Annotated in this window: 28 protein-coding genes; 13 read left to right on the top strand and 15 right to left on the bottom strand. The window is 62.2% G+C overall.

The genetic code is table 11. The features are described from left to right. The first annotated feature begins 79 nt into the window (after nt 1-79). From GEV38_RS11880 to GEV38_RS11850, 7 genes are all read left to right on the top strand, one after another. Complete coding sequence (locus GEV38_RS11880; RefSeq protein ID WP_003257626.1) at nt 80-526, top strand: PAS domain S-box protein; 447 nt, start codon at nt 80-82, stop codon at nt 524-526. 102 nt (nt 527-628) lie between these two features. Beyond that, nucleotides 629-1,051 (top strand): nuclear transport factor 2 family protein, encoded by a 423-nt coding sequence (locus GEV38_RS11875; protein ID WP_015270038.1) that lies wholly within the window; start codon nt 629-631, stop codon nt 1,049-1,051. After that, nucleotides 1,048-1,800 (top strand): SDR family oxidoreductase, encoded by a 753-nt coding sequence (locus tag GEV38_RS11870; protein WP_054572887.1) that lies wholly within the window; start codon nt 1,048-1,050, stop codon nt 1,798-1,800. Before GEV38_RS11875 ends, GEV38_RS11870 begins: the two co-directional genes overlap by 4 nt. A 6-nt stretch (nt 1,801-1,806) precedes the next feature. Then, entirely contained in the window at nt 1,807-3,054 is a 1,248-nt protein-coding gene (locus GEV38_RS11865) for an NAD(P)/FAD-dependent oxidoreductase (protein WP_054572888.1), read from the top strand. After that, entirely contained in the window at nt 3,051-3,860 is an 810-nt protein-coding gene (locus tag GEV38_RS11860; protein WP_054572889.1) for a DUF1365 domain-containing protein, read from the top strand. The genes GEV38_RS11865 and GEV38_RS11860 overlap by 4 nt, the downstream gene beginning before the upstream one ends. Then, a complete protein-coding gene (locus GEV38_RS11855; RefSeq protein ID WP_015270035.1) occupies nt 3,835-5,097 on the top strand; it encodes a cyclopropane-fatty-acyl-phospholipid synthase family protein in 1,263 nt (420 codons plus the stop codon). The genes GEV38_RS11860 and GEV38_RS11855 overlap by 26 nt, the downstream gene beginning before the upstream one ends. Next, a complete protein-coding gene (locus tag GEV38_RS11850; RefSeq protein WP_054572890.1) occupies nt 5,097-5,585 on the top strand; it encodes a DUF2878 domain-containing protein in 489 nt (162 codons plus the stop codon). The genes GEV38_RS11855 and GEV38_RS11850 overlap by 1 nt, the downstream gene beginning before the upstream one ends. Here GEV38_RS11850 and GEV38_RS11845 read toward each other — a convergent pair. From GEV38_RS11845 to GEV38_RS11835, 3 genes are read right to left on the bottom strand one after another with little or no spacing between them, the layout of a single operon-like run. After that, entirely contained in the window at nt 5,523-5,705 is a 183-nt protein-coding gene (locus tag GEV38_RS11845) for a DUF2256 domain-containing protein (RefSeq protein WP_081013970.1), read from the bottom strand. The two genes, GEV38_RS11850 and GEV38_RS11845, sit on opposite strands and share 63 nt — an antisense overlap. Beyond that, nucleotides 5,702-7,228 carry a cryptochrome/photolyase family protein gene (locus tag GEV38_RS11840; protein ID WP_054572891.1) on the bottom strand — a complete coding sequence of 509 codons (1,527 nt, stop codon included), beginning with the start codon at nt 7,226-7,228 and terminating at the stop codon, nt 5,702-5,704. The genes GEV38_RS11845 and GEV38_RS11840 overlap by 4 nt, the downstream gene beginning before the upstream one ends. Before the next feature lie 43 nt (nt 7,229-7,271). Beyond that, entirely contained in the window at nt 7,272-7,793 is a 522-nt protein-coding gene (locus tag GEV38_RS11835) for a chalcone isomerase family protein (RefSeq protein ID WP_054572907.1), read from the bottom strand. Between the two features lie 158 nt (nt 7,794-7,951). Between GEV38_RS11835 and GEV38_RS11830 the strand changes: the two genes are divergently transcribed. Continuing rightward, entirely contained in the window at nt 7,952-8,722 is a 771-nt protein-coding gene (locus GEV38_RS11830; RefSeq protein ID WP_054572892.1) for an SDR family NAD(P)-dependent oxidoreductase, read from the top strand. 26 nt (nt 8,723-8,748) lie between these two features. On the opposite strand, the gene GEV38_RS11825 is transcribed toward GEV38_RS11830, so the two are convergent. The 11 genes from GEV38_RS11825 to pstS all read right to left on the bottom strand — a co-directional run bounded on the left by GEV38_RS11825 (nt 8,749) and on the right by pstS (nt 19,097). Continuing rightward, a complete protein-coding gene (locus GEV38_RS11825; RefSeq protein WP_054572893.1) occupies nt 8,749-9,303 on the bottom strand; it encodes a helix-turn-helix domain-containing protein in 555 nt (184 codons plus the stop codon). Nucleotides 9,304-9,531: 228 nt separating this feature from the next. Then, nucleotides 9,532-10,890: an aspartate aminotransferase family protein gene (locus tag GEV38_RS11820; protein WP_015270029.1), complete on the bottom strand. Its 1,359-nt coding sequence runs from the start codon at nt 10,888-10,890 to the stop codon at nt 9,532-9,534. A gap of 69 nt (nt 10,891-10,959) precedes the next feature. Then, nucleotides 10,960-11,733 carry a gamma-glutamyl-gamma-aminobutyrate hydrolase family protein gene (locus GEV38_RS11815; protein ID WP_015270028.1) on the bottom strand — a complete coding sequence of 258 codons (774 nt, stop codon included), beginning with the start codon at nt 11,731-11,733 and terminating at the stop codon, nt 10,960-10,962. A gap of 84 nt (nt 11,734-11,817) precedes the next feature. Beyond that, nucleotides 11,818-13,164: a glutamine synthetase family protein gene (locus GEV38_RS11810; protein WP_173895826.1), complete on the bottom strand. Its 1,347-nt coding sequence runs from the start codon at nt 13,162-13,164 to the stop codon at nt 11,818-11,820. Between the two features lie 27 nt (nt 13,165-13,191). Next, nucleotides 13,192-13,746 (bottom strand): helix-turn-helix domain-containing protein, encoded by a 555-nt coding sequence (locus GEV38_RS11805; RefSeq protein WP_015270026.1) that lies wholly within the window; start codon nt 13,744-13,746, stop codon nt 13,192-13,194. A gap of 160 nt (nt 13,747-13,906) precedes the next feature. Further along, nucleotides 13,907-14,506 (bottom strand): hypothetical protein, encoded by a 600-nt coding sequence (locus GEV38_RS11800; protein ID WP_015270025.1) that lies wholly within the window; start codon nt 14,504-14,506, stop codon nt 13,907-13,909. Beyond that, on the bottom strand, nt 14,506-15,204 hold the full coding sequence (locus GEV38_RS11795) for a hypothetical protein (protein WP_015270024.1): 699 nt from the start codon (nt 15,202-15,204) through the stop codon (nt 14,506-14,508). The genes GEV38_RS11800 and GEV38_RS11795 overlap by 1 nt, the downstream gene beginning before the upstream one ends. Nucleotides 15,205-15,297: 93 nt before the next feature. Then, nucleotides 15,298-16,059, bottom strand: a complete 762-nt coding sequence (gene pstB, locus GEV38_RS11790; RefSeq protein ID WP_031324478.1) for a phosphate ABC transporter ATP-binding protein PstB — start codon at nt 16,057-16,059, stop codon at nt 15,298-15,300. Nucleotides 16,060-16,134: 75 nt separating this feature from the next. Further along, entirely contained in the window at nt 16,135-17,028 is an 894-nt protein-coding gene (gene pstA / locus GEV38_RS11785) for a phosphate ABC transporter permease PstA (protein WP_054572895.1), read from the bottom strand. Beyond that, nucleotides 17,028-17,993 (bottom strand): phosphate ABC transporter permease subunit PstC, encoded by a 966-nt coding sequence (gene pstC, locus GEV38_RS11780; RefSeq protein WP_013972145.1) that lies wholly within the window; start codon nt 17,991-17,993, stop codon nt 17,028-17,030. The genes pstA and pstC overlap by 1 nt, the downstream gene beginning before the upstream one ends. A gap of 72 nt (nt 17,994-18,065) precedes the next feature. Next, nucleotides 18,066-19,097 carry a phosphate ABC transporter substrate-binding protein PstS gene (pstS, locus tag GEV38_RS11775; protein ID WP_003259756.1) on the bottom strand — a complete coding sequence of 344 codons (1,032 nt, stop codon included), beginning with the start codon at nt 19,095-19,097 and terminating at the stop codon, nt 18,066-18,068. 289 nt (nt 19,098-19,386) lie between these two features. On the opposite strand from pstS, the gene GEV38_RS11770 reads away from it, so the two are divergent. After that, nucleotides 19,387-19,764 carry a hypothetical protein gene (locus GEV38_RS11770; RefSeq protein WP_015270021.1) on the top strand — a complete coding sequence of 126 codons (378 nt, stop codon included), beginning with the start codon at nt 19,387-19,389 and terminating at the stop codon, nt 19,762-19,764. A 101-nt stretch (nt 19,765-19,865) separates the two neighbouring features. On the opposite strand, the gene GEV38_RS11765 is transcribed toward GEV38_RS11770, so the two are convergent. After that, complete coding sequence (locus tag GEV38_RS11765) at nt 19,866-20,099, bottom strand: hypothetical protein (RefSeq protein ID WP_054572896.1); 234 nt, start codon at nt 20,097-20,099, stop codon at nt 19,866-19,868. 245 nt (nt 20,100-20,344) lie between these two features. Between GEV38_RS11765 and GEV38_RS11760 the strand changes: the two genes are divergently transcribed. The 4 genes from GEV38_RS11760 to GEV38_RS11745 all read left to right on the top strand — a co-directional run bounded on the left by GEV38_RS11760 (nt 20,345) and on the right by GEV38_RS11745 (nt 25,428). Further along, complete coding sequence (locus GEV38_RS11760; RefSeq protein ID WP_038409345.1) at nt 20,345-21,220, top strand: universal stress protein; 876 nt, start codon at nt 20,345-20,347, stop codon at nt 21,218-21,220. Nucleotides 21,221-21,591: 371 nt separating this feature from the next. Further along, entirely contained in the window at nt 21,592-22,818 is a 1,227-nt protein-coding gene (locus GEV38_RS11755) for an MFS transporter (protein ID WP_013972141.1), read from the top strand. A gap of 301 nt (nt 22,819-23,119) precedes the next feature. Beyond that, nucleotides 23,120-24,961 (top strand): potassium transporter Kup, encoded by a 1,842-nt coding sequence (locus tag GEV38_RS11750; RefSeq protein WP_080604860.1) that lies wholly within the window; start codon nt 23,120-23,122, stop codon nt 24,959-24,961. A gap of 146 nt (nt 24,962-25,107) precedes the next feature. Beyond that, nucleotides 25,108-25,428 carry a hypothetical protein gene (locus tag GEV38_RS11745; protein WP_015270018.1) on the top strand — a complete coding sequence of 107 codons (321 nt, stop codon included), beginning with the start codon at nt 25,108-25,110 and terminating at the stop codon, nt 25,426-25,428. Nucleotides 25,429-25,451: the final 23 nt, after the last annotated feature.

The following is a 25,451-nucleotide window of genomic DNA, read 5'->3' as shown; positions in this document are numbered from 1 at the left end:
TGCAACAAACGGCGCCGAGGCCTTCTGCACGCAGGCCAGGCCGCGCACTTTGCATCCTAAATGCCTGTAGGTGGGCCCCATGATCAACGCGAAACTCATGCAACTGATGGTCGAGCATTCCAACGATGGCATCGTCGTCGCAGAGCAGGAGGGCGACGACAGCATCCTTATCTACGTCAACCCCGCCTTCGAGCGCCTGACCGGCTATCGCGCCGAGGACATCCTGTATCAGGACTGCCGTTTTCTGCAGGGCGACGATCATGACCAGGCCGGCCTTGCCAACATCCGCGAGGCGATCCGTGGAGGCCTGCCGTGCTGCCAGGTGCTGCGCAATTACCGCAAGGACGGGAGCCTGTTCTGGAACGAGTTGTCCGTCACGCCGGTGTACAACGAGGCGGACCAGTTGACGTACTACATCGGCATCCAGCGCGATGTCACAGCGCAGATTTTCGCTGAGGAGAAGCTACGCGAGCTGGAGGCCGAGGTGGCTGAATTGCGCCGACAACTGGGCCAGGCTGAGCGCTGAACAAAACCTATACAAGATCGTTGACTTGTATAGATTTACGCTTAGACTTCAGATATACCTGTACAACAAGCCATTTCTGTACAGGATTTCCTGGAGTCCAGCATGTCAGCGTATCTGCAGCAATTCGCCGAGCACTTCAGCAGACTCGACGGGGGCAACCTCGGCACCCTTGAAAAGCTGTACAGCGACGATGTCACTTTTCGCGATCCGTTGCATCAGATCCAGGGGCTGCGCGCTCTGCGAACCTATTTCGCGCAGTTGTACGCCAACGCTCACGATATTCGCTATGCCTTTTCCAGCATCGACGAAGTGATGCCTGGGCAAGGTTACCTGCGCTGGACCCTGCAGTTTCGCCACCCACGCCTGGCCCGCGGTCAGCAGATCAGCTTGCAAGGATGCAGTTACCTGCAATGGCATGACCGGGTCCATTTTCACCAGGACTATTTCGACGCAGCAGCCCTGCTCTACGAACATGTTCCGGTTATGGGCGGTGCGATTCGATGGCTCAAAGGCCGGATGGCATGAGCCGCTGCTGGCTGACAGGCGCAAGCAGCGGTATCGGTGCCGCACTTGCACAATGCCTGCTGGAGCAAGGCCACCAGGTTGCCCTGGGCGCACGACATGCAGATCGTCTCGCCCCGTTGGCTGAACGTTTTCCCGGGCAGGTGCTGCTGGCCATTGGCGACCTGAACGACCCCGTACAGGTCGCCGGGATCGCAACCCGTATCGAGCAGGCCTGGGGAGCGCTGGACAGGGTGATCCTCAATGCAGGCACCTGCGAGTACCTGGAGCCGGACCATTTCGACCCTGCCTTGGTCGAGCGCGTGGTCCGTACCAATTTCCTTGCTGTCAGCTACTGCCTGGCAGCGGCCCTGCCCTTGCTTCGCGCCGGTCAACGCCCTCATCTGGTGGTCATGGGCAGTTCGGTGACCTGGCTGGCCTTGCCCCGTGCCGGCGCCTATGGCGCGTCCAAGGCAGCCGTGCGTTATCTGGTGGAATCGCAGCGCATCGACCTGGCCCGCGAAGGCATCGCCGTCACCCTCGTCAACCCGGGCTTTGTCGACACGCCATTGACCCGTCGCAACGATTTCCCCATGCCGCAGCTGTGGTCGGCGCAGCGCGCAGCCAGCCATATTGCCAAACGCCTTCCCGAGCGCCCGCTGGAAATCAACTTCCCCCGGCTTTTCATCCTGGTATTGCGCCTGCTTGGCGCACTGCCCGCGCGCCTGCGCCTGGGGCTTGGGCAACGCCTTGCCCGTCATGAACAGGAATGATGATCCATGCGTATAGCAATCATCGGCAGCGGCATTGCAGGGTTAACCTGCGCTCATCTGCTGTCACGCAAGCATGAGGTGACGGTTTTCGAAGCCGAGAAATGGATCGGGGGCCACACGCATACCCTCGATGTGATCTGGCAGGGTGAACGCCATGCAATAGATACCGGCTTCATCGTCTTCAATGACTGGACCTACCCGCACTTCATCCGCTTGCTCGACCACCTGAAGGTCGCCTCACGGCCGACCGAAATGAGCTTCTCCGTGTATGATCCGGTCACTGGCCTGGAATACAACGGGCACGACCTGAATACCCTGTTCGCCCAACGCCGCAACCTGGTGTCCCCGGGGTTCTGGGGGATGCTACGGGATATTCTGCGTTTCAATCGTCAGGCGCTCGCCGACCTGGATAACCAGCGTATCGATGCCAACGCGACCCTGGGCGCCTACCTCCGGGCTCAGCGCTATGGACAGCGCTTCATCGACCATTACATCGTACCGATGGGGTCGGCGATCTGGTCGATGTCCCGCGCGGACATGCTCGGCTTCCCACTTGCGTTCTTTGTGCGGTTTTGTCGCAACCACGGCTTGTTGTCGGTCAACCAACGTCCACAGTGGCGCGTGATCGAAGGGGGTTCGCGCAGCTACGTCAGTCCGCTGTGCCGGCCGTTTGCCGGGCGCATCCGCCTCGACTGCAAGGTTTTCCGGGTCAGCCGCGACGAAGGTGGCGTCACCCTGACGAGCGCTGCCGGTACCGAGCGTTTCGACAGTGTGGTGTTCGCCTGCCACAGCGACCAGGCCCTGGCTTTGCTCGAAGCGCCGAGCGTGCAGGAACGGGAAGTGCTCGGCGCCATCGGTTATGCCAGCAACGATGTGGTGCTGCACACCGATACCCGTCTGCTACCCCGCCGCAAGCGCGCCTGGGCCAGCTGGAACTACCGTCTCGGCGGGCCGCAGCAGGCGCCTGCCGCGCTGACCTACAACATGAACATTCTGCAAGGTATCCAGGCAGCGACGACCTTCTGCGTGAGCCTCAACCAGACCGCGCTGGTAGATCCGGCGCAGATCATTGCCCGCTTCCAGTACGACCATCCGCAATACAGCCTTGCGGCGTGCGCCGCGCAGGCGCGCCAGGCGCAGCTGCAGGGCCAGCGCCACAGTTACTTCTGCGGCGCCTACTGGGGCAACGGCTTTCACGAAGATGGCGTGGTCAGTGCGTTGAAGGTGGCCGCGCATTTCGGAGAGCACCTGTGAACAGCAGCCTTTGCGTGGGCTGGGTCAGCCACCGGCGCCTGGTGCCGCGCCCCCACGCCTTCCGCTACAGGATCGGCATGTTCTACCTGGACCTGGACGAGCAAGCCTTGCTGACAGGCCTGTCACGCTGGCTGTGGCGCTGGCGCCTGGCGCCACTGAGCTGGAACCAGGCAGATTACCTGCCAGCCCAGACCCGCCGGGGCGAGACCCTGGCCCAGGCTGCACGCTTGCTGGTGCGCAGCGCGACGGGAGAAATGCCTGAGGGGCCGGTGCACCTGCTCACGCAGTTGCGTTGCTGGGGGCTGTCGTTCAACCCGGTCAGTTTCTATTTCTGCCATGACCGTGACGGACGGCTGACGGCAATCCTGCTGGAGGTGCGAAACACACCATGGCGTGAACGCTTCCATTACGTGCTGCCGGTGCGCGGAAACCTTGCCGGGCCCTTCACCGTCGCCAAGGCCTTCCATGTGTCACCGTTCATGCCACTGCACATGGACTATCGCTTGCGCTTCGCCCTGGACGCTGAACATGTGCGCATCCACATGGAGAACTGGCAAGCCGATAGCAAGGTGTTCGAGGCCGACCTGGCATTGCAACGCCAGGCGCTGGATAGAGCCGCTGTGCACCGATACGTACTGGCCTTCCCATGGATGAGCCTGCGCACCGTCTCGGCCATTTACTGGCAGGCATTGCGCCTGCTGTTCAAACGCACACCCGTCCATGACCACACGGCCAGCCAGCGTGACCTGGCGCTCGGCCATTCCTGCGAGGACCCTGATGATGTCGAACCCCACCCTGAGCGTTAGCAAGTTCGCAGGCCTCGGGCCATTGTTCGGCGGGCTGGCACGAAATGCCGTGCTCGCCCGGCTGGGCAGGCTGCGCCATGGCCACCTGCGCCTGCTCAGCCACGGGCAACAGTGGAGTTTCGGTGACGCCCACAGCCCGTTGCAGGCCGAGGTGGAGATCCTTGATGACATCACCTGGGGCCTGATAGCCGGCAATGGCTCGATCGGTGCTGGCGAAGCCTACATTCACGGCTATTGGCGCAGTCCCGACCTGGCGCTGGTGACTCGTCTGTTCGTCGCAAACCTTGAGGTACTTGACGCCCTCGAGGGGGGCCTGGCCCGCTTCGGCCGCCCTGCCCTGCGGTTGCAGCACAAACTCAACCGCAACAACAGGCGCGGTGCCCGCCGCAATATTCTGGCGCACTACGATCTGGGCAATGCCCTGTTCGAGCGGCTGCTCGACCCCACCATGATGTATTCGGCAGCTCAGTTCGAACACCCGGGGCAGACACTGGAGCAAGCACAGCTGCACAAGCTGGAGCGCATCTGCCAGAAGCTGGAGCTGAGCCCTGCCGACCACCTGCTGGAGATCGGCTGCGGGTGGGGCAGCCTGGCAATCCACGCCGCCACCCGATATGGCTGCAAGGTCACCACCACCACGCTTTCCGAGGCGCAGTACAGCCATACCCTGCAACGCGTTCAGGCCCTGGGGCTGGAGCAGCGCGTGAAAGTGCTTCGCGAAGACTACCGCGATCTTCAAGGCACCTTCGACAAACTGGTCTCGATCGAGATGATCGAGGCTGTCGGCCACCGTTACCTGCCGGTGTATTTCCGCCAGTGCGCCTCGCTACTCAAGCCCGACGGCCTGATGCTGTTGCAAGCGATCACCATACGCGACCAGCGCTATGAGCAGGCGCGGCGGTCGGTCGACTTCATCCAGCGCTACATCTTCCCCGGTGGCGCCCTGCCTTCGTTGAGCGTGATGCTGGAAACTGCCAGCCGGCACACCGCACTCAACCTCTTGCACATGGAAGATTTCGGCCAGGACTATGCCCACACATTGCGGCATTGGCGAGAAAACCTGCGCCAGGCACGCGCAGCGCTGACGGACCTGGGCTACGACGACATGTTCCAGCGCCTGTGGGAGTTCTACCTGTGTTACTGCCAAGGCGGTTTCGAGGAGCGCACCATCGGTGTCGCGCATCTGCTCTGGGCAGCGCCCCAGGCACGGCGCGCGCCCTTGCCTGGCAGTGCCTGATGAGCCGTGGCTGGCTGCTCGCCAATGCCTTGTGGCTACAGGCTGGCTGGTGGCTATGCATACTGGGGGCCGAAAAACCCTTCCTGTCGATGCTGGTGATTGCTGGCCTGGCCGTGCATCTGAGCCTGTGCCCGGCCGTCCACGCAGAGGTCAAGGCGCTGTTGCTGGTAACGCCGGTCGGGTGTGTGCTGGATAGCGTGCTGGGCGCGCTGGGCGTGTTCAGCTTCGACACCTGGCCATTGCCGCTGTGGCTTGCGCTGCTGTGGCTGGTACTGGCCAGCGGCATGCGCCACAGCCTGGCATGGGCCGACAGGCACTGGCAGCTCGGTGCACTGCTAGGTGCAGTTGGCGGCCCGCTGGCCTATATAGGCGGAGCGGGGCTGGCAAATGTCGACTTGCCCATGGGCGCACCGGTAACCGGCCTGTTACTGATGCCGATATGGGCCGTTACCCTCCCCCTGCTCGTGCGCCTTGCGGTGCGGTGCTGACTTGCGGCATCGTTCGGAGCAGTAGCGCACCTGCTCCCAGCAACGTGACCAGCGCTTGCGCCAGTTGAACGGCCGCCCACACACCACGCAGACCTTGCTGGGCAAAAGAACCTTTTTCATATCGGCTGCACCGCATCGAGTCGCGCCAAAAGTGACTGGCCACGCTGCCAGATGGCATCGCGACGGTCAGCCGACATGCCATCGAGGTTTCGATAGACCAGCGCCAGACGCGGGTTAGCCGAAAGCAGGTGGCGATGACGGATGAGAAAATGCCAGTACAGGGCATTGAACGGGCAGGCGTCCTCCTCGGCCACCTGGTCAACCCTGTAACTGCAGGCCTTGCAATGATCGGACATGCGCTGGATGTAGCGACCGCTGGCGCAGTAAGGCTTGGAGCCCAGGTAGCCGCCGTCGGCGTACATCACCATACCAAGCGTGTTGGGCAGTTCGACCCAGTCGAAGGCGTCCATGTAGACAGCCAGGTACCACTCACAGATTGCGGTGGGCGCGATACCGGCCAACAAGGCGAAGTTGCCGGTGACCATCAGGCGCTGGATATGGTGAGCGTAACCCAAGCGAAGGGTCTGCCCGATGGCCTGCTCCATGCAGCGCATGCGGGTGCGACCGGTCCAGTAGAATTCCGGCAACGCTCGCTCGTTACCCAGGTAATTGAGCGCGGCATACTCCGGCATGCGCAGCCAATAGATGCCGCGTACATACTCACGCCAGCCGATCAGCTGGCGGATGAAGCCCTCTGCTGCATTGAGCGGTACTCGCCCCTCGCGCCAGGCCTTGTCGACCCCGTCGCATAGAAAACGCACATCAAGAAGCCCGATGTTGAGTGCTGCACTGATGCGCGCATGGAACAGGTACGGCTCGCCCTCGGCCATCGCATCCTGGTAGTCACCGAAAGCCGCCAGGCCGAAATCCAGAAAGTGTTGCCAGAGCTGCTGTGCCTCGGCATGGGTCACCGGGTAGTCGAAACCGTCGATGGCTCCGTAGTGGTCGCTGAAGCGTTGCCGTACCAGGGCTATTACTGCAGCTGTGATGTCGTCCTGTGCGAAATGTGCGGCGAAAGGGCCACGTAGCTGGCGAGGCAAGGCCTTGCGGTTGTCGCCATCGAGATTCCAGGTTCCACCTGCCGGGCTGCCGTCAGGCTCCAGCAGCAGGCCGGTGCGCTTGCGCATGCCACGGTAGAAGTGCTCCATGCGCAGTTGGCCGCGCTCCCGGGCCCAGCGCGCGAAAGCTTCGCGGGAGCATAGAAACCGCGTGTCGCGATGCCACACAAGCGGCAGTGCGGCATCGCGCAACGCCTGCTCCAGGCGCCACTCTCCGCACTCGGTCAGGTGAATATGCGTGGCTCCCAGGGCCTGCTGCCAGCGCCGCAACTCGCCAACGATGGTTCCGCTGTTGCCGTCATCATCGAGTTGCACATAATGCACCTGCCAACCGCGCTCGCGCAGTGCCAGTGCGAAGTGCCGCATGGCGCTGAAGATCAGGACGATCTTCAGCGGATGATGCGGCACGTACCTGGCCTCCCCTTCCACTTCCGCCATCAGCACAGCATCGCGGGCAGGATCGAGGGCGTTGAGGCTTGCCAGGTCGAAGGACAGCTGGTCACCCAGTACCAGACCCAGGCGCATCTTCAGGCTACCCCAGGCTGGTCAGCGTTACCGCTATGCAGATTCATGGCATGCCCCCCAGCAGACGCTGACGCAGTTGTTGATCCCTGGCCCGCGGATCGAGCCAGATGGCGAAGAACGCCCGTGCAAAAACGGGGTCGGCGACCGCCCGGCTGAGTTTGCCATCGACGTAGAAGCGGCAGCCCTGCCCCGGCATGTACAAGCCGGTGATGCGCATGCCTGGCCGTACATCCACAAACGCCTGCTGCATGGCCTGGGACCACGCCGCGCGCCGCTGCGGCGTCAGGTTTTCAGGTGCCAGGCGGTACATTTCCTCGAGGCTGGCCTGTACCAGCGTGTCCCTGGACAGGCTTCGGTGATAGGCCAGCTCAAGGGCAAAAGGCCGGCTCCAGTCCTGGACCGGACCTGCTGCCCAGAGCTGTGCGGTATAAAGGCGCAAGCCAAACCAGCTGAACTCACCGACGCCCAGCCGTTGCGCTGCCGGCAGCTCCGCTCGCCAGTCCGCCGCCTCCGACAGGGCAGTCAATAGCAGGCAAAGCCAGGCCCAACGAGTCGTGTGCCCCATACTGACCTCGAGCACGTGAAATACCTGTACAATATTAGAAACTATGTACAGTTTTTTATGAGGTTGTACAACTTTTACTTGCGGGTCTCAGGGCCTTGTTTCGGCAGAGCCAGTGACAGTGGCATACCTGCGTCGGGGCCGGCAAAGGAGGCAGTTCAGTGAGCCTTATCAATGACCTTCATACCCCCGCCAACGTGCTGGTCTGCGGAGCCAGCCAGGGGATCGGCCTTGCACTGTGCACACAGCTGCTGGCGCGCGACGACATCGGACGGGTGTTTGCCGTCTCGCGACATGCCACCAGCAACCCTGCGCTGGATGCTTTGTTCGCCGAGCACCCACGACAGTTGGTTCGCATCGACTGCGACGCTTGTTCCGAAGTGGCACTGCAAACACTGGCGGCGCGGGTGGGAGCCTGCTGCAACCACTTGAACCTGGTATTTTGCACGCTTGGCGTGCTGCAAGCGCCACCCGCACGGGCCGAAAAAGCGCTGACACAGGTGGATATGGCGGGGCTGCTGGCCAGCTTCACGACCAACTGTTTCGCCCCTGTCCTGCTGCTCAGGCACTTGCTGCCCTTGTTGCGACAGCAACCGATGACCTATGTGGCGCTGTCGGCGCGGGTCGGGTCGATCAGCGACAATCATCTTGGCGGTTGGTACAGCTATCGCGCCAGCAAGGCGGCGCTCAACCAGCTTCTGCGTACCGCGAGCATCGAGCTCAAGCGACTGAACCCCGCTTCCACGGTACTGTTGCTGCATCCCGGGACCACCGACACCCGCCTTTCCCAACCCTTTCAGGGCAATGTGGCGCCAGGAAAACTGTTCTCGCCGGCGTTTGCAGCCACATGCATTCTAGCGCTGGTGAGCCGACACGGCCCGGAACAGAGCGGTACATTCTGGGCGTGGGACGGGACACCGATTGCCTGGTGACTCCAGAGCCAGCCTGGATTCCCCTCTCAGCTGAATACCCAGAGCACGCGGGTGAGCTTGTCTGTCAGGTTGGCGTAACGAAAGCTCGCGTGGGGTTGCAGCTGAAAACTGTCATTGGCGCGCAGCGTTACCGGCTCGCCGCCATCCAGCCAGACGGTCAGTTCGCCTTCGAGCACGAAGCAGCCCTGCTCCGAGCTGTCGTCCAGGTACTCCTCGCCACTGCTGGCCCCCGGCTCCAGGTGGCTGTCGAGCATGGAGAACGCGCCCGTTATCGTGGGGGATGCCAGCACATCGGTGATGCCACCGGCCAGGTGAAGGGTACGACGCTCGTGAGGGCGGGTGACCCACTCGAGCTCGCGGGGCTGGTCCAGCTTGTAGAAATAGGCCGTGGAGACGCCGAGCTCTTCGCTGATAGCCGTGAGGTCGGCCACGGTTGGGCGGGATACGCCCCGTTCGACCTGGGACAGAAAGCCCACCGAACGGCCGATGCGCTGCGCCAGTTCGCCCAGTGTCAGGCCCTTGAACTTGCGCAGGTCGCGAATCAGTACGGCCAGGCCTTCGATCTCTTCGTGCACTTTCATGGTTGAATCGCGACTTTCGGATGGGAAAAATTGATGCCCTGAAAAGTACATGATTCATTTCACAAAGCAAGATTCTTCAAGGAATTGCGGGAACCGGCAGTTTAATTCGGGGCCGCCTTGCGGCCCATCGCCGGCAAGCCAGCTCCCACAGGTACTGCGCAGCACTTGAAGTCGATGCGGTCGAGGTGGGAGCTGGCTTGCCGGCGATGGGCTGCACAGCAGCCCCCCTTACCGAACAGCCTCGTACGTCAAGTCCAGGCACTTGCGGGCCTTCTCCACCAGTTCGTCGATCTCCTCGATGCTGATAACCAGCGGCGGCGCGATGATCATGGTGTCGCCCACGGCACGCATGATCAGGCCGTTGTCGAAGCAGTGCTGGCGACAGATCATGCCGACACCTTTGCCTTCATAGCGCGCGCGGGTGGCCTTGTCCTTCACCAGCTCGATCGCACCGAGCATGCCCAGGCCGCGTACCTCGCCTACCAGCGAGTGGTCAGCCAGCTCGCGCAGGCGTTGTTGCAGGTAAGGCGCGGTCTTGTCGTGCACCTGCTCGATGATCTTTTCGTCACGCAGGATCCGCAGGTTCTCAAGGCCGACCGCAGCCGCCACCGGGTGGCCGGAATAGGTGAAGCCGTGATTGAAGTCGCCGCCTTCGCTGATGACTTTGGCCACTTCATCTCGCACGATCACGCCGCCCATGGGGATATAGCCGGAGGTAAGGCCCTTGGCGATGGTCATCAGGTCGGGCTTGAGGTCGTAGTAGTCGCTACCGAACCACTCGCCTGTACGGCCGAAGCCGCAGATCACTTCGTCAGCGACGAAGAGGATGTCGTACCTGGCCAGGATCTCCTTCACCTTCGGCCAGTAGGTCTGCGGTGGAATGATCACCCCGCCAGCGCCCTGGATCGGTTCGGCGATGAAGGCGGCAACGTTGTCCACGCCAACTTCGAGGATCTTTTTCTCCAGCTGTTCGGCCGCCCACACGCCGAAGTCGGCCTCGGTCATGTCGCCGCCTTCGCCATACCAGTATGGCTGCGGGATATGCACGATATCCGGGATCAGCCCGCCCTGCTGGTGCATGCCGCTCATGCCGCCCAGGCCCGCGCCGGCCACGGTGGAGCCGTGGTAACCGTTGATGCGGCCGATGATGACCTTCTTGTTCTTCTGGCCCTTGAGCGCCCAGTAATGGCGGACCATGCGCAGCACGGTGTCGTTGCCTTCGGAGCCAGAGCCGGTGAAGAACACGTGAGTCATGCCTTGCGGGGCCACATCGGCGATCGCCTTGGCCAGTTCCAGTGCGGGCGGGTGCGCGGTCTGGAAGAACAGGTTGTAGTACGGCAGCTGCTTCATCTGCTGGCTGGCGACGTCGGCCAGCTCATCGCGCCCATAGCCCACCGCCACGCACCACAGGCCCGCCATGCCATCGAGAATCTTGTGGCCCTCGCTGTCCCAGAGGTACACACCTTTGGCCGAGGTGATGATGCGCGGGCCTTTCTCGGCCAGCTGCCGAACATCGCTGAACGGGGCCAGGTGGTGGTCGCGGCTCATGGCTTGCCAGGCAAGGGTCTGCGAATTCTGCTCACTCATTGACTTCACTCCATCAAGTTGCGCAGCCGTGCTGCGCAGGTACTTTTTTGTAATTGGGAAAGATCGCTGTCAGGCGGTCTTCAACAGCATCTGGCGCAGTACCGAGCGATGCCGGCAGGCCTTGCCAAAGGACTGGAAGATGGTCAGGTAATGCGGGTTGTCCATGACCTGGTACTCGGGGTGCCATTGCACGGCCAGGGCAAAGCCTTTGCTGTTCTCGACCGAAACAGCTTCCACCAGGCCATCGGGCGCCAGCGCCTCCACCCTCAGCCCGGGGGCCAGTACATCGATGCCCTGGCCGTGGATGGAATTGACATCGATGACCGCCGGCAAACCCATGCGGTCGAGCATGCCGCCGGGCTCTATATGCAGGGCGTGACGCGGGCCGTATTGCTTTTCGATGGGCTCACCCTTGCTTTCGCGGTGGTCCATGAACATGCCGGTCTCATGCACTTTCTGGTGCAAGGTGCCACCGAGCGCCACGTTCATTTCCTGGAAACCACGGCAGATGCCCAGCACCGGCACTCCGGCGGCGATGGCCGCACGCATCAGTGGCAGTGTGGTGGCATCACGCAGCGGATCGTGATGGGTGCCCGCTGCACTGGCCGGTCCGTTGTAGTGGAACGGTTCGATGTTGGACGGCGAACCGGTGAAGATCAGCCCATCCACCACGTCGAGAATATCGGCGCTGTCCATCAGGTCTGCGAGGCTGGGTATCACGATGGGCAGCCCACACGCTGCCTTGGCCGCCGCGCGCGCGTACTTCTCGCTGATGGTCTGGGTTGCATGCAGCTCGATCATGCTGGTGCATGCGGTAATGCCGATAACGGGCACACGTGGCATATCTTCCTCCGGCAAATCCATATTGCGCGTTGTATTGAAACGGTAGAAAGGCAGGGTGCAGCGGCGCTGCCCCGACCCCGGCACCTACAGGAACCAGCGGTATTCGCGGGCATCGATGTGGCGCATGAAGTCCAGTTGCTCCTGGTATTTGTTTTCGCAGTAGACCATCACGAATTCACTGCCCAGGCCCGCGTTGACCTCCGGGTGGTGACGCATGGCGGCCAGGGCACTGAAGGCATCCTTGGGGAACTCGATGCCGCTCTGGCGGTTGTCGTTCAGCGGGGCGATGGGCTCGACGCCACGTTCCAGGCCATGCTCCATCCCGGTCAGGATGGCCGCCAGCACCAGGTACGGGTTGGCATCGGCCCCAGCGAGGCGGTGTTCGATGCGCAGGTTGCGGGGGTCGGACTCGGGGATGCGAATACACGCATCGCGATCTTCGAAACCCCAGCTGGCCTTGCTCGCCGCGTTGACCATGGCACCGTAACGGCGGTAGGCATTGTGGTTCGGGGCGAAGATCGGCATGCAGTGCGGCAGCAGCTCCAGGCACCCTGCCACCGCATGGCGCAGCTTGCGCTGGTCATCGCCGGCGAGGATGTTGTTGCCGGCGTTGTCGTACAGGCTGACGTGCACATGCATGCCGCTGCCCGGCGCATCCAGGTACGGCTTGCTCATGAAGCTGGCTCGGTAGCCGTGCTTCATCGCGATCCCGCGGGTACTGCGGCAGAACAGCGCCGACCAGTCCGCCGCGCTCATGGCATCGTCGCTGTGCGAGAAGTTGATCTCGAACTGGCCTGGGCCCAGCTCCGCGGTGATGACGTTCGCCGGCACGCCTTGCTCGTTGGCACCATCGACCATTTCGTGCAGCACCGGTGCAAAGCGCGACAGCCGCTCGATGTGCATGTTCGGCTGGTCGTCGTGGTCGTCGGTCGCCTTGTCGCGTGGGTACTGTGGCAGGCCGTTATCGAGCTTGCGGTCGAACAGGTAGAACTCCAGCTCGAAGGCCACCACCGGGCGAATGCCGCGCCTGGCCAGGCGCTGGATCACCCGGGCCAGCACTTCACGGGGCTCGAACTCGATGGGGTTGGCGGTGCCGTCAGAGGTGATGAGCATCTGCGCGATCGGTTCCTTTTCCCAGCGCACCGGCCTGAGGGTACCCGGCACCAGGCGGCGGGTGGCATCCGGGTCGCCATCGGCGAAGCAGTAGTCACCGATTGGATAGAGGCCACCCTGGGTGCCCAGCAGCACGCAGTTCTGCGGCAACTTCAGCGGCGCGCCGGCTGCGACTTTTTCCAGCATGTCCATGGGGTAGCGCTTGCCGTAGAAGTGCCCGGGAATATCCAGCGCAATCAGGTCGACATAACGTATTTCTGGGTGTTTCGCTCGGAACGAGCGCACTTCAGTCAGCAGATCCGGAAAGACGACACTCATCTTCTTGTCCTTGTGAGGTGAACGAATTCAGTTGAAGACCCAGAGCACGCGGGTGGCTTTTTCCGTCAGGTTGGCGTAACGGAACTGCGCGTGGGGGTGCAGCTGGAAGCAGTCGTTGGCCTGCAGGGTCACGGCGTCGCCGTGGTCCAGCCAGACCGTGAGTTCGCCTTCGAGCACGAAACAGCCTTGCTCGGAACGGTCGGTCAGGTACAGCTCGCCACTGCTGGCGCCTGGCTCGAGATGGCTGTCGAGCATGGAGAACGCGCCGCCGATGGTGGGCGAAGCCAGCACATCGGTGATGCCCGACTCGAGGTACAGCGTGCGCCGCTCGTGGGGGCGCGTGACCCAGCTGACGCTGCGGGGCTTGCTCAGGTTGTAGAAGTACGCGGTGGATACGCCGAGCGCTTCACTGATGGCGGTGAGATCGGCCACGGTAGGGCGCGAAACACCGCGCTCGACCTGGGACAGGAAGCCCACCGAGCGGTTGATGCGCTCGGCCAGTTCGCCCAGGGTCAGGTTCTTGAATTTGCGCAGGTCGTGAATAAGGATCGCGAGGGCTTCAACCTCTTCGTGCATCTTCATCGTTTGAGACTGCCGTGAAATTTTTAGAGTTATTTTTCATGAAAAATTACATGAAAAATTTCACGAGTCAAGCCGAAGCTGAAAATGGGAAACCGCGAAGGGAGGTGTGGGGGGGCAACAAGTAGCGAAGAGGCGTAACGAGAAAAGTACCTTGAAGCCCTCAGGAAGCGAGGGCCTGCGAACGCTGCCGTACCGGCATTTCATAGCGGTGCGGTTGCTGCCAGGCCAGCTGTGCCTGCACATCGACCGCCGCATCCATCACTTTCTGCGCCCAGTTCTCATCCTTGGGGCACACCACCACCACGCGAAAACCGTGGTCGACGCCTTCCAGCCGCACGCCCTCGGAATCATCGACATGCAGGTCGATATCGAAAGCCGACGGCAACTTGGAAGGCGCATTCTCAAGCCCGTTCACGGCCAGGATATGCTGGTGCCGGTCACTGTTGACCACGCCATCGACCCGGATACCGTAGAGCATCAGCCAACGGCGTATGTAGGACGGTGTGCGCCCCGACGAGGTGTAGATCCAGATGCTGCAGCCCTGGCGGCGCAAATCGCGCATCAGCGAGCGCGTGCCACTGCGCAGGGGTTCACCCAACCAGCGGTGGATGAACGCCGGCAGCTTGCTGTCCTCGGCGGCGGCATGGTCGGCCTGGCAGGCGAGCGTGTCGTCGATATCGAACGAAATGCGTATCTGCGGGCGGTTGAACGTGCGCTCGATGGCTTGCCGCCCGCGTTGGAACAGAGAAGAGCTTTGCATCAGCGGCACCTCTCGCGCGCAGGCATGGATGTGACGCCCAGGAAGAACTTGCCGGGCTCAGGCGCGTGCGCTTCAAGGAAAGCTGCATACTTTTTCTTGATCTTGGGTAGTTCGTACAAAGCCTTGACACCATGCTTGGCAGAGTTGCGTATGACCGAGGATGGGTTGAAGTAACCCTCGGCATTGTCCAGCGACAACACGAATGGCGGTAACCCCGCGCGCATCAGCAGGTAGCTGACAATGAGCGACCCTGTGCGGTTGTTGCCTTCGATGAACAGCTGCGGCTTGCTCAGAATTCGAACGTAGACACCCGCCGCGCGCTTCCAGATCGAGTCGCTGCCGTACGAGCAATACCAGTTGTAGAGGTCCTTGATGCCGCCCTCCACGTTGTTGAAAAAGTGCGCCTCGGTCGCCGCCAGGTGCGGGGCAAACTCCAGCCTGCGTGCCGGGTCGCTGCCGCACAGCACGGTGGCATTGATCTCCAGCATCAGGTTCAGTTGCTGAAGGTCGAAAAGGTCGACACCCCGGGCGACATAGTCGTCAATCAGGGCATAGCCTTCAACCACATTCAGCAGCACCTCGTCGGTAAACGGATCGCGCGGTTCGGTGAAATGCTGGCTGAGTTCGGCAAAGCGGGCCTGCACCTCACGCAGTGCGCGCTCTACCGCTGGCAGATCAAGACGACGCGTCGCTGGCATTGGAAATCCCTGGTAACACTTGACGGAAGGTAATGCGGCCGGGTGTTGCAGCCTTCCTGACTGCAACACCCGGCCACCTTGGCACGTGCGGCCTCAGCTGAACTTGCCGCTGATGTAGTCAGCAGTCAGCTGCTCACGCGGGTTCTGGAAAATCTGCGTGGTCGGGCCCATCTCGACCAGGTAACCGGTACGGGTGCCCTTGGAGATATCGACCGAGAAGAACGCGGTGGTGTCGGCCACACGAATCGCCTGCTGCATGTTGTGGGTCACCAGGGCGATGGTGTAGTCCTTCTTCAACTCGACCATCAGCTCCTCCACCCGGCGGGTGGCAATCGGGTCGAGTGCCGAGCAGGGTTCGTCCAGCAGCAGCACTTCCGGCTCGGTGGCGATGGCGCGGGCGATGCACAGACGCTGTTGCTGGCCGCCGGACAGGGCCAGGCCGCTGACCTTGAGCTTGTCCTTCACCTCGTCCCACAGCGCGGCGCCCTGCAGCGCGTGCTTGACGCGGTCGCCGATATCGCCCTTGTAGCGGTTCAGGCGCAGGCCGAAGGCGACGTTGTCGAAGATGCTCATCGAGAACGGGTTGGGCTGCTGGAACACCATGCCGATGTAGCGGCGCACCACCACAGGGTCGACGCCCTTGCCGTAGACGTCCTGGCCCAGGAAGTGCACATGGCCTTCGAAACGGAAGCCCTTCACCAGGTCGTTCATGCGGTTGAGGCTACGCAGCACGGTACTCTTGCCGCAGCCGGACGGCCCGATGAAACCGGTGATCTCGTTCTTGCGGATCGGCACATGGCTGTCGCGAACGGCCATGAAATTGCCGTAGAAGATCTTGTCCAGCTTGCAGTCCATGACGATGGGGGCTTCGCTGACCACGGGAGCGGCTTTTGGCGCAGTGGATACGTTCAAGGTCGGATGCTCCCTTTCTCAATACTTGGGCTTGCCGAATACTCGGCTCAGAATGTTGATTACCAGCACGATCATCACCAGTACCAGCGAGGCCGCCCAGGCGAGCTCGAGCTGGTTGTCGAATGGCATGCCGGAGAAGTTGTAGATCAGTACGGCCAGCGAGGCCGTCGGGTTCATGACCGCCAGATCGCCGTCATGCAGGATCCAGTAGTTGCTGAACAGCGCGGTGAACAGCAGCGGCGCGGTCTCGCCGGCGGCACGGGCCACGGCCAGCATGACGCCGGTCAGGATGGCCGGCAGGCCGCTGGGCAGGACGATTTTCCAGATCACCTGGGCACGGGTGCAGCCCATGCCGTAGGCCGCATCCTTCATGATCTTGGGCACCATCTTCATCGACTCTTCAGCGGTCAGCACGACGATGGGCAGCATCAGTACCGCCAGGGCCACACCACCTGCCGGCGCGGAGTAGGTGCCGGTGGTCATCACCACCAGGGCATAGGCGAATACGCCAGCCAGGATCGACGGCAGGCCGGTGAGCATCTTGGCGGCAAAGCGCGCGGTGTTGGCCAGCTTGCTGTCCGGGCCGAGTTCGGCCAGGAACACCGCGGCCAGGATACCGACCGGGACGGCGATGGCAGCAGCAATGCCGACCATGACGAAAGTACCGGCCATGGCGTTGCCAAAGCCCCCGCCCATCTCGAAGCCGGTGGGTGGCAGCTCGGTGAACACCTCCAGGTTGAGGCGTGCGCCACCGCGAGTGATCAGCATGTACAGCACGGAGATCAGCGGCACGCTGGCCACCAGTGCCGCGAACCATGCCAGCGTGGTCAACAACAGGCTGCGCAGGGAACGGCCTTCCAGCTTGCGCTGCAGGCTGGGCAACGCGTTTGCAGGGGTGGTGAGGTTGGTCATCATTTGTTACCCCGCTGGGCGTAGAGCATGATCATCGAGCCGAGCACGTTCACCAGCAGGGTGATGAACATCAGCACCAGTGCGGCGTACATCAGTACCTCGACCTCGTTCGGGCCGGCCTCCGGGAAGTTCAGGGCCAGCAAGGCCGCCAGCGTGTTGGCCGGGGCGAACAAGGACAGGGAAATGTTGTTGGCATTGCCCACCAGCATGGCCAGCGCCATGGTTTCACCCAGCGCACGGCCCAGGCCGAGCACCAGCGAACCGAAGATGCCGGTGGCTGCCGATGGCACCATTACCTTGAGAATGGCCTCCCAGTGGGTGGCGCCCAGGCCGTAGGCGGCCTGCTTGGTCTTCATCGGCACGCTGGTCAGGGCGTCCTGCGAAACGGCGGCGATGGTCGGCAGAATCATGATCGCCAGCACCAGCGCGGCAGGCAGCAGCCCTGGGCCGCTCAGGGAAGTACCAAAAAAGGGAATCCAGCCCAGCTCGCTGTTCAGCCAGGTGGTCAGCGGGCGAATGGCCGGGATGACCACATAGATCCCCCACAGGCCGTAGACGACGCTGGGGATGGCAGCGAGCAGCTCGACGATGGTGCGGAACACCGCCGCCAGCCGGGCCGGGAGGAAGTCCTGGGTCAGGAAAATGGCCATGCTGACGCCGAAGAAACCGGCGATCAACAGGGCGATCAGGGCGCTGTAGAGCGTGCCCCAGATCGCTGGCAGAATACCGTACTTGCCTTGGTTGACGTCCCAGACACTGCCGAACAGCACGTCAAAACCGTGCTTCTCGATGCCTGGCAGTGCCTTGCGGCCCACTTCGTAGACCAGCGCGAAGACCAGCGCCAGCACCAGCACCACACCGATGCGTGCAAGCGCACGAAAGGTGCGATCAACCAGGAAGTCTTTCGCAGACGGTGGCTGGCACGCGGAGTCGGGGTTAGCCGGGATGGCAAAAGGAGTGTTCATTGGCAAGTTCCGGGACAGAGGGCAAACACACCCGGCATGGCCGCCAGACCACACCGGGAGCGCCTGGACGTGTTACTGAATGTTGGCCGACGCTTTGCGTACCTGATCGACAACCGACGCTGGCAGCGGGATGTAGCCCATCGAGTCGGCGATCTTCTGGCCTTCGGTCAGGCTGTATTCGACCATTTCGCGCATGGCCTTGGCCTTGGCCGGGTTACCGTTGTCCTTGCGGAAGATCATCCAGGTGTAGGAGGTGATCGGGTAGGACTTGGCACCGTCCGGGTCAGGCAGCCAGGCCACCAGGTTCTCCGGCATCTTCACCGCAGCCAGCGCCTCGGCACCGCTCTCGGCGTTCGGCACGACGTATTGGCCGGCCTTGTTCTGCAGCTGGGCGAAGTCGACCTTGGCCAGCTTGGCGAAGCCGTATTCGATGTAGCCGATGGCACCTGGGGTCTGGCGGACGGTGGCGGTTACGCCATCGTTCTTCGGCGACTTGATGAACTTGTCGCTGGCGGGCCAGTTGACGGTGTTGCCTTCACCCAGCGCTTGCTTGAAGTCAGCGTTGATGGCCGACAGGTGCTTGGTGAATACCGCAGTGGTGCCGCTGGAGTCGGCACGCACGACCACGGTGATCGGGGTGGCGGGCAGTTTCAGCTCAGGGTTGGCCGCGACGATCTGCGGGTCGTTCCACTGGGTGATCTTGCCGAGGAAGATGTTGGAGTACACATCGCGTGGCAGCTTCAGCCCTTTGGGGTTGCCTGGCAGGTTGTAAGCCAGGACGATTTCACCGGCGGTCATTGGCAGCAACTGCACGCCTTCGCCGACCTTGGCGATTTCTTCGGCTTTCATTGCCGAGTCGCTGGCGGCAAAGTCGACGGTCTTGTTCAGAAAGTCCTGAACACCCGCCCCGCTCCCTTTGGACTGGTAGTCAACGGTGACACCGTCGGTTTCCTTGCTGAAGGCCTTGAACCAGGTCAGGTAGATCGGTGCCGGGAAACTTGCGCCGGAACCGGTCAGGCGGATGTTCTCTGCGGCAAAGGATGCCGAAGTGGCGCAAAGAGAAACGGCAACGGCGAGTGCAGCAGATTTCATCAGGCGTATCATCGAAAAGCGCTCCGTGTGATGGCCGGCACACTTTGCAGCAGCAATGTTACAGCTTTGTGACCGATGAATGGCAGGCCGCAGGGTAGAGCCGTCTGGCGGCGCCATCACGGCAACATCAGGGGCCAGAGCCCTGGAGTGGTTCTTGTCTCAACCCTACGGCTTCGATGTGTCGATTGAATGACTGCTTCCGGCAGGCAGCAGGCTTCGTGGCGCCGCTCGTCGATTACCGGGCACTCTGGCGTTGCCGCGGCATTCAACCGCACATGCAAAGCAGACGGGAGTGAGTGCCATGCCACGCGGCGACAAGGACAAATACACCGACAAGCAGAAGCGCAAGGCCGAACACATCGAGGAAAGCTACGAGCAAAAAGGCGTGCCCAAAGAGCAGGCCGAAGCGCGTGCCTGGGCCACCGTGAACAAACAGTCCGGTGGAGGCGAGAAGAAAGGTGGCTCGGGTAAGGCTACATCCTCCAGCGAGAAGAAAACTGCCCGCTCGGACTCGGCCAAACGGGCGGCGAAGTCGCGCCAAGGTCATTCCCGCACATCGGGCAGCTCCCTGGAAACCCAGAGCAAGCAAAGCCTGATGAAGGAAGCGCGCAGCAAAAACATCAAAGGGCGCTCCACCATGACCAAGGCACAGTTGGTGGAAGCGCTCAAGCACGCATGACCGCAAGCCCTGATCCGGGCGCAATCCCTGTGGGAGCGGGCGTGCCCGCGAAGAACGCAATGTGATGCATGGCACCGGCTACGCCGGTGTCCGCCACAGCATCAACCATTCCCGGCGATATCCGCCGTGTCGGCATCCCGGCAACTGTTGCGGGATGCGCATACGAATTCCGCCTCGGCACGTGTGGGGTAGTTGAGGGTCAGGCGCAGCTTTTCCTGTGTGTCATAAAGGTCATAGCCCTCCCCTAACGTTGCGGGAAAGCCAAGACTACGCGGGTAAATCTCTTTCTTGAGCGGCACAGCGGGAACCACAACAAAGCGCGTCTGCATGATCATCCCCCTCCCGGCAGTCTCTTAGTATTAGTACTGCTACGGGAAAGCATCAAGTTGACTCATGCAAACAATCGCAATAGCCCTGCGAGCCTATCAGCCGAAGTGCTCCCTTGACGCACGTCAAGCCGCTGGGCCGGGTTCGCGCGACGATGGCTGCCAGCAAGGAACGAATCGAAAACCGCCATGCGCATTGTGCTCAAGGCCATCGCCATCGAGCACTGTGCGCGGCCTTGGATAAGGAGTCCCACATGAGCCACCTGAACCACGTACTGGTAGCAACCGACCTGTCCACCTCCGCCCGCAACGCGGCAGAGCGCGCTGCGCACCTGAGCAAGGCGCAGCAGGCATCGCTGGACCTGCTGTACGTTGCCAACCCGGCCCCCTTCGAGCGCTTGAAGCAGTTGGTCGCACCTGGTGATGATCTGCTGAAGCGCGTGCTGGATACCGCTGGCGAAAAAATCCGCGCACTGGCTGCAATGCTGTTCCAGCGCCATGACATCGCCGCTGGCGTGCAGGTAGCGCATGGCTCGGTGACCACGGAGATCACCCGTGTGGTGCAGGATAAACGCAGCGACCTGCTGGTATGCGGGGCGAAGGGCCAGAGCGTCGCGCGGCGCCTGCTGCTGGGCTCCACGGTGCAGAAGATGCTGAACCGCATGCCCTGCCCTTTGCTGGTGGTCAAGCAGGCGCCACGCGATGCCTACCGGACCTTGCTGGTTGCAGTTGATTTTTCGCCTTCGTCACTGCGCTCCATCGAACTGGCAAAAGCCATTGCCCCACAGGCCGAGATCATTCTGTTGCATGTTTACGAAGCGCCGTTCGAAGGCAGCATGCGTTTCGCCCACATCGACCATGACACCCTTGCACACTACCGCAATGTCATCCGCAAGGATGCGGTCCAGCAGCTCGCGGCCTTGAGCGAAACCGCCGGAGTGGCAGATGCTCGGCAAATCGTGGTGCATGGCGACCCTGCCTGGCGGATTGCCGAGCAGGAACAAGAGCTGGAATGCGACCTGATCGTGGTTGGCAAGCAAGGGGAAAGCGCGCTTGAAGAGCTGCTGATAGGCAGCGTCACCAAGCATGTGCTGAACGAATCCCAGTGCGATGTGCTGGTATCGCCATAAGATGCATGTGATGTGGAGGACACGTGCCTGTCCTTCGCGGACAGGCGACTCATTGGTTAAGTGAGGTTTTGTAGGAGCAGCCTTGTGCTGCGAAGAGGCCGGGACAAGCAATACAAAGGCTTTGTCAGTACCGGCCTCTTCGCAGCACAAGGCTGCTCCTACAATGGACGCTTCAAACGAGCGATATTTGTTCTCTGCGCTCCCATCCAACAGCGGGCGCTCTGCGCAAGGCGTTTCATCGATTGCGCTGATGATTACTATCGAGCGACCCGCATGTTGGCCAGGCGAAACCGCCCCCTATAATCCCCGGCAAATTTCCCCCGCTCCTTGCGCCTGCTTCAGGCGACATCCCTCTCTTGGAATCCAATACCATGCCAAGTGCCAGCCAGGCCCCTCGCGGCCTCCCCGAACATGATCAACAAAGCGTCAGCCAGCAGTGGCTGGCAATCCTTTCGGTCGCCGTCGGCGCTTTCGCCCTGGTGACCAGCGAGTTCCTGCCGGTGGGCGTACTCAACGATGTCGCCAGCGACCTTGGCATCAGTGCAGGCCACGCCGGCCTGATGGTCACCCTGCCCGGCATCATGGCCGCCCTCGCCGCCCCACTACTCTCGGTGGGCATTGGCGCTCTGGACCGTCGCTACCTGCTGATCGGGCTGACGCTGATCATGATCATCGCCAACGCGGTAGTAGCCTACGCCAGCGACTTCAACCTGCTGCTGTTCGGCCGCGTGCTGCTGGGCGTGAGTATCGGCGGCTTCTGGGCAACGGCCATTGCCCTCAGCGGCCGCCTGGCGCCAAAGGGCGTGGGCGTAGCCCAGGCCACCTCGATCATCATGGTCGGCGTAACCCTGGCCACCGTGCTGGGCGTGCCGGTAGGCACCTGGTTGAGTGGCCTGATGGGCTGGCGCATGACCTTCCTGATAACCGCGCTACTGGGCATACCGGTGCTGCTGGCGCAGATCCTGTTGCTCCCGCGGCTCAACCCGGACAAAGCCATTCGCATCAGCGACCTGCCGGCCCTGTTCATCAACCCACAGGCGCGGGTTGGCCTGATCGCCGTGTTGCTGATCGGGCTGGCGCACTTTGCCGCGTACACCTATGTCGCCCCCTTCTTCAAGCAAAGCTCCGGCTTCGATGGGCCTACCATTGGCTCGTTGCTGCTGCTTTATGGCGTGGCCGGGGTATTCGGCAATATCTTCGCCGGTTTCGCCGCCAACCGCAGCGTACGTCACACCCTGCTGCTGGTAGCGCTGATGATCGGCACCAGCACTGCCCTGTTCCCTCACTTCGCCACCGGCATGACCGGTGCCGCGATGCTGATCGGGTTGTGGGGCTTCGCCTTCGGCGCGTTCCCGGCCTGCGCCAGTATCTGGATGTTCGTCGTCGCGCCCAAGGATGTCGAACGTGGCATGCCGCTGTTCGTTGCCATGTTCCAGGTGATCATTGCACTGGGCTCGTTCTTCGGCGGTCGTATCGTCGACCAGCTGGGCAGCTCGGTGTTGCTGAGCCTGGCCACGGCCCTGGTGGGCTGCGGTTTCGCTACGGTGCTGGTGCTGGGGCGTAACGTCAGCAACAGCCTGGCGGCGCAACCTGGCTGACCAAACCATCGCCGGCAGGCCAGCTCCCACAGGGACCACGTAAACTCTTGAAGTCTGCGCTGTACCTGTGGGAGTTGGCCGGGCCGCAAAGCGGCCCCGAATTGCTTAACTGACAGGTATTGGGGCGCTGGCTGATTTTTTACGCTCTTTTTACGACTGAGCCGGCAGACAGAAGGAATACTGGGCGCGCGATGCTCAGGGATGGCATGCATTTATACCCGCCAGTCCAGAGAAACCTTTCGTGAGCCAGTCCACCGTCATCGCAAATCAATCCCTTCCCGCCAAGTCCAACCCTGTCGGCATGCTCGTCGCCGCTGTCGGCGTGGTGTATGGCGACATCGGCACCAGCCCGCTGTACACCCTCAAGGAGGTGTTCGCCGGGCACTATGGCGTACAGGCCAACACCGCTGGCGTACTCGGAGTGCTGTCGCTGGTTTTCTGGTCGTTGCTCTGGGTGGTATCGCTCAAGTACGTACTGTTCATCCTGCGTGCCGACAACCAGGGCGAAGGCGGCATCATGGCCCTGACCGCCCTGGCGCATCGGGCGGCGGCGCCCTACCAGCGCCTGGGCAGGATACTGGTGCTGCTCGGCTTGTTCGGCGCCGCGCTGTTCTACGGCGACAGCATGATCACGCCGGCGATTTCCGTTCTATCGGCCGTCGAGGGCCTGCAACTGGCCTTCGACGGTATCGAGCATTGGGTCGTGCCACTGTCGGTGGTGGTGCTGGTGGCCCTGTTCCTGATCCAGAAGCATGGCACCGCGCGCATCGGCATCCTCTTCGGGCCGATCATGGTGCTGTGGTTCGTCGTGCTGGGTGCACTGGGCCTGCACGGCATAGTCCAGCGCCCGGAGGTGCTGCAGGCACTCAACCCGCTCTGGGCGGTGAAGTTCTTCGTGCTGCACCCGGGCATGGGGGTGGCGATCCTGGGCGCGGTGGTGCTGGCGCTGACCGGCGCCGAAGCGCTCTACGCCGATATGGGGCACTTCGGCCGCAAACCCATCGCCCGGGCCTGGTTCCTGCTGGTGCTGCCCGGCCTGGTACTGAACTACTTCGGCCAGGGCGCACTGATCCTCGGCGACCCGCAGGCAGTGCGCAACCCGTTTTACCTGCTGGCGCCCGAATGGGCCCTGCTGCCCATGGTCGGGCTGGCCACGCTGGCCACCATCATCGCGTCCCAGGCCGTGATTTCCGGTGCGTTCTCGCTGACGCGCCAGGCCATCCAGCTGGGTTACGTACCGCGCATGTTCATCCAGCACACCTCCAGCGAGGAACAGGGGCAGATCTACATCGGCATGGTGAACTGGGCACTGATGGTTGGCGTGGTGCTGCTGGTGGTCGGCTTCGAGTCGTCCGGGGCACTTGCGGCAGCCTATGGCGTAGCCGTGACCGGGACCATGCTGATCACCACACTGCTGGCTTCGGCAGTGGTGCTGTTGCTGTGGAAGGCACCACGCTGGCTGGCGGTGCCGATGCTGCTGGCATTCCTGCTGGTCGACAGCCTGTATTTCGCCGCCAATGCGCCGAAGATCCTCCAGGGCGGTGCATTTCCGGTGATTGCCGGCCTTGCACTGTTCACCCTGATGACTACCTGGAAGCGCGGGCGACGGATGATCGTCGAGCGGCTGGACGAAAGTTCGCTGCCGCTGGACCTGTTCATTACCAGCCTCAAGGCCCAGCCGCCTCACCGCGTGGGCGGTACTGCCGTATTCCTGTCCGCCAGGCCCGAGGCGGTGCCTCACGCCTTGCTGCACAACCTGCTGCATAACCAGGTACTGCATGAACAGGTGGTGCTGTTGACCGTCGTGTTCGAGGACGAGCCACGGGTCAACGCTGGCAAGCGCTTTGAGGTCGAGGAGTTTGGTGATGGTTTCTTCCGCGTGAGCCTGCATTTCGGCTTCATGGAGGAGCCCGACGTGCCGTTGGCGTTAAGCCGCTGTCAGCGTGCGGACCTTGAGTTCGGCCCCATGCGCACCACTTATTTCCTCAGCCGGGAGACGGTCATTGCAGGCAGGCAGATGGGCATGGCCCGCTGGCGTGAGCACCTTTTTGCCTTCCTGCTGAAGAATGCCAACAGCAACCTGAAGTACTTCAAGCTGCCGCTGAACCGGGTGATCGAGCTTGGCACCCAGGTCGAGATCTGAACAGTCATGAAGCTTGAGGCTGCCAGGTACTGAAAGGGCCTGGCAGCCGCTTCGTCGAAAGGCTGCGCACTGCGGAACTTAAAAGGCAACCTTATGTCGTATCCGCACTCAAGCTCCCCCCCTGCGCCTTCTGGAGGCGAACAAACATGAAAAAAACCCTGGTAGCCGTCTTTACCTGTGCCCTGGCGCTCGGCGCAACTGCATTGTTGCCTGCCGATGTCTCGCCGATTGGTTCCGCATATGCCAAAGGTAATGGCAATGGCGGTGGCAAAGGTGGGTTCAACGGTAATGGCGCCGGCTACGAGAGTGATCATGCAGGCAAGGCCACCCGCAACCATGGCGAGAGCGGCAATCACTATGGAAGCCTGCGCAATGATGACAACGGCCGTGGCACTACCCGGTCCGGCATTGCCCATTCCAAGGAACACAACAAGGCCGGGCGCTCCTCTTCGAAGCACGATCGATAACTGAAAGCACACATGGCGTGCGC

The sequence above is a fragment of the Pseudomonas sp. 13159349 genome (assembly GCF_013305685.1).
GTDB lineage: Bacteria > Pseudomonadota > Gammaproteobacteria > Pseudomonadales > Pseudomonadaceae > Aquipseudomonas > Aquipseudomonas asiatica.
Note: the sequence above shows the minus strand (reverse complement) of the source record. Positions and strands in the feature narration are given on the sequence as shown.

Coding starts and splice junctions, on each gene's coding strand:
- GEV38_RS11880 (WP_003257626.1), top strand. CDS start 80: ATGATCAACGCGAAACTCATGCAACTGATGGTCGAGCATTCCAACGAT.
- GEV38_RS11875 (WP_015270038.1), top strand. CDS start 629: ATGTCAGCGTATCTGCAGCAATTCGCCGAGCACTTCAGCAGACTCGAC.
- GEV38_RS11870 (WP_054572887.1), top strand. CDS start 1,048: ATGAGCCGCTGCTGGCTGACAGGCGCAAGCAGCGGTATCGGTGCCGCA.
- GEV38_RS11865 (WP_054572888.1), top strand. CDS start 1,807: ATGCGTATAGCAATCATCGGCAGCGGCATTGCAGGGTTAACCTGCGCT.
- GEV38_RS11855 (WP_015270035.1), top strand. CDS start 3,835: ATGTCGAACCCCACCCTGAGCGTTAGCAAGTTCGCAGGCCTCGGGCCA.
- GEV38_RS11850 (WP_054572890.1), top strand. CDS start 5,097: ATGAGCCGTGGCTGGCTGCTCGCCAATGCCTTGTGGCTACAGGCTGGC.
- GEV38_RS11845 (WP_081013970.1), bottom strand. CDS start 5,705: ATGAAAAAGGTTCTTTTGCCCAGCAAGGTCTGCGTGGTGTGTGGGCGG.
- GEV38_RS11840 (WP_054572891.1), bottom strand. CDS start 7,228: ATGCGCCTGGGTCTGGTACTGGGTGACCAGCTGTCCTTCGACCTGGCA.
- GEV38_RS11835 (WP_054572907.1), bottom strand. CDS start 7,793: ATGGGGCACACGACTCGTTGGGCCTGGCTTTGCCTGCTATTGACTGCC.
- GEV38_RS11825 (WP_054572893.1), bottom strand. CDS start 9,303: ATGAAAGTGCACGAAGAGATCGAAGGCCTGGCCGTACTGATTCGCGAC.
- GEV38_RS11820 (WP_015270029.1), bottom strand. CDS start 10,890: ATGAGTGAGCAGAATTCGCAGACCCTTGCCTGGCAAGCCATGAGCCGC.
- GEV38_RS11815 (WP_015270028.1), bottom strand. CDS start 11,733: ATGCCACGTGTGCCCGTTATCGGCATTACCGCATGCACCAGCATGATC.
- GEV38_RS11810 (WP_173895826.1), bottom strand. CDS start 13,164: ATGAGTGTCGTCTTTCCGGATCTGCTGACTGAAGTGCGCTCGTTCCGA.
- GEV38_RS11805 (WP_015270026.1), bottom strand. CDS start 13,746: ATGAAGATGCACGAAGAGGTTGAAGCCCTCGCGATCCTTATTCACGAC.
- GEV38_RS11800 (WP_015270025.1), bottom strand. CDS start 14,506: ATGCAAAGCTCTTCTCTGTTCCAACGCGGGCGGCAAGCCATCGAGCGC.
- GEV38_RS11795 (WP_015270024.1), bottom strand. CDS start 15,204: ATGCCAGCGACGCGTCGTCTTGATCTGCCAGCGGTAGAGCGCGCACTG.
- pstB (WP_031324478.1), bottom strand. CDS start 16,059: ATGGACTGCAAGCTGGACAAGATCTTCTACGGCAATTTCATGGCCGTT.
- pstA (WP_054572895.1), bottom strand. CDS start 17,028: ATGACCAACCTCACCACCCCTGCAAACGCGTTGCCCAGCCTGCAGCGC.
- pstC (WP_013972145.1), bottom strand. CDS start 17,993: ATGAACACTCCTTTTGCCATCCCGGCTAACCCCGACTCCGCGTGCCAG.
- pstS (WP_003259756.1), bottom strand. CDS start 19,097: ATGATACGCCTGATGAAATCTGCTGCACTCGCCGTTGCCGTTTCTCTT.
- GEV38_RS11770 (WP_015270021.1), top strand. CDS start 19,387: ATGCCACGCGGCGACAAGGACAAATACACCGACAAGCAGAAGCGCAAG.
- GEV38_RS11765 (WP_054572896.1), bottom strand. CDS start 20,099: ATGATCATGCAGACGCGCTTTGTTGTGGTTCCCGCTGTGCCGCTCAAG.
- GEV38_RS11760 (WP_038409345.1), top strand. CDS start 20,345: ATGAGCCACCTGAACCACGTACTGGTAGCAACCGACCTGTCCACCTCC.
- GEV38_RS11755 (WP_013972141.1), top strand. CDS start 21,592: ATGCCAAGTGCCAGCCAGGCCCCTCGCGGCCTCCCCGAACATGATCAA.
- GEV38_RS11750 (WP_080604860.1), top strand. CDS start 23,120: ATGCTCGTCGCCGCTGTCGGCGTGGTGTATGGCGACATCGGCACCAGC.
- GEV38_RS11745 (WP_015270018.1), top strand. CDS start 25,108: ATGAAAAAAACCCTGGTAGCCGTCTTTACCTGTGCCCTGGCGCTCGGC.